Here is a 1,836-nt window from a genome sequence, read left to right on the forward strand (position 1 = left end):
GGGGCTGTGCGGCGTCGTGGCCGACGCGCGCGGCGTGGGCGCGCTCACCGACGGGGTGTCGCGGCTCGTCGACTGGTACGGGTGGAGCTGGCGCGACCTCGTGACTGCGCTGGACGGGCAGGGGCCCGAAGCGGTGATCGCGGCGGTCAGGGAGCTGGAGCGGGACCGCGGGCCCGTGTACGGGAAACGGCACGACGACGCCACCGCCGCCTGGACCCGGGTCGGCGCCCGGCCCTGAGGTGTATCAGGGCCCGCCGCCCGCCCTCCGGGAATGCGTCAGATGAGGATCCAGGTGGTCACCACCGGGCCGCCGCAGTCAGGGCTGACCCGCAGCCTCAGCGGGCCGGGCGCGAGCTCGCCCGTGGTGAACCGGCCCAGCTCGTCCGCGCGCACCGGCGTGCCACCGTCCCGCCGCTGCACCACGATCTCGGCGGGTGTGCCGCCCGACACCCGCCCCACCAGCCGCCGGCCGGTCACCTCCAGCTCCACGACGACCTCCCCGGCGGCGAACGACAGCAACCGCGCCCGCCCCCCGCCGCGCACCCGGGTGGCCGACAGCTCCTCCCACGAGTCGAACGTCAGCTCGGCCAGCTCCGCGTCCAGGGACCTGAGCGCGTAGGCCAGCATCGCCTCCTCGAACAGCCCCGCCGGGACCGGGTCGAGCCGCTCGGCCGCCGCCCGCAGCCGTTCCTCCAGCTCCAGGTCCCCGTCATCCATCGCGTCGCCCATCGCGTCGTCCACGCCGTTCACCCCCTGATGCCGTTCACGCCGCGCCGGTTCATCAGGGCGGCCAGCCGCTTGAGGCAGCGCCCCCTGTTCGGGCCGATGCTGCCGACCGGCATGTCCAGCCCGTCCGCGATCTCCTGATAGCTCGGCCGCGGCTCGGCGATGAGGACGCGCAGCAGCCGCCTGCAGCGCTCCGGCAGCTCCTCGAACGCGCTCCACAGCTCCTGCTCGCGCTCGGCCTGCTCGTTCGCCTCCTCGGCCTCCAGCAGCAGGAACTCGGGCGAGCGATCGTCGGCGTCGAGGCCCATCAGCTCCAGGTCGCCCACCGGCAGGGCCCTGCCGCTGGTGCGCAGGACCCGCAGCGCCTCGTGCCTGGCGGTGCTGGCCAGCCAGGAGCCGGCCCGCTCGGGCTCCCGGAGCCTGGTCAGGTGCTCGGCGAAGCGGTACCACGTCGTCTGGCACACGTCCTGGGCGTCGGAGTCGTTCACGAGGTAGCCTCGCGCCACGGCCCACACCAGCCCGCTGTAGCGCTGGTAGAGCTCCTTCCACGCCCCAGCGTCGCCGTCCGCGGCAGCCGCGACCAGGGTTGCGGTGTCGTCCACTGCGGCGGCTCCCTATATCTGGGCGGGAAGCCCAATATATTTCGCATACCGCCGCCGGGCGGGTAACTCGCCATCATCGGAGGAAACCGCTCAGATCCGGTACGGCCAGCCGCCCCGCGAGAAGCTGCGCCGCGGCCTCCCGCGCGGACACCTGCTCCTGCGCCATGCGGGCCGCGATCATCCCGGCCACGATCGGCGTGGCGAACGACGTGCCGCTCCAGGCCGCCAGGCCGGTGAAAGTGGCCTTGTCGCCCTCCTGCAGCGTGGCCATGCAGGTGCAGCCGGGGTAGTGGGCCGGGTCGGCGAAGCGGCAGGTGGTGCGGTGCGGGTAGCCGTACTGGTAGGGGCCGGAGGTGAAGGCGTTGACCAGGCGCTCGCCCGGCGCGTACACCGTGACCCAGTCGCCGTGGTTGCTGAAGCAGGCCCGGCCGAGCCCGTCCTCGCGCAGCGCGCCCACCGACAGCACCACGTCGCCGGAGGCGTTGACCGGCTCCGTGGCGAACGCGGC

At 73.9% G+C, this 1,836-nt stretch carries 3 protein-coding genes and 1 pseudogene; 1 reads left to right on the forward strand and 3 read right to left on the reverse strand.

What is annotated here, in order from left to right:
* Positions 1 to 238, forward strand: a pseudogene (locus tag ACWDX9_RS62865) (protein phosphatase 2C domain-containing protein); the annotation flags it as partial.
* A 38-nt stretch (positions 239 to 276) separates the two neighbouring features.
* On the opposite strand, the gene ACWDX9_RS62870 reads toward ACWDX9_RS62865, so the two are convergent.
* The 3 genes from ACWDX9_RS62870 to ACWDX9_RS62880 form a co-directional block, all read right to left on the reverse strand.
* A complete protein-coding gene (locus tag ACWDX9_RS62870) occupies positions 277 to 741 on the reverse strand; it encodes a hypothetical protein (protein WP_449973380.1) in 465 nt (154 codons plus the stop codon).
* A gap of 5 nt (positions 742 to 746) precedes the next feature.
* Entirely contained in the window at positions 747 to 1,328 is a 582-nt protein-coding gene (locus tag ACWDX9_RS62875) for an RNA polymerase sigma factor (protein WP_363968697.1), read from the reverse strand.
* 73 nt (positions 1,329 to 1,401) lie between these two features.
* On the reverse strand, positions 1,402 to 1,836 hold a 435-nt coding region (locus ACWDX9_RS62880), incomplete at its 5' end, for a S8 family serine peptidase (RefSeq protein WP_449973381.1).

The organism is Nonomuraea sp. NPDC003201, assembly GCF_053590415.1.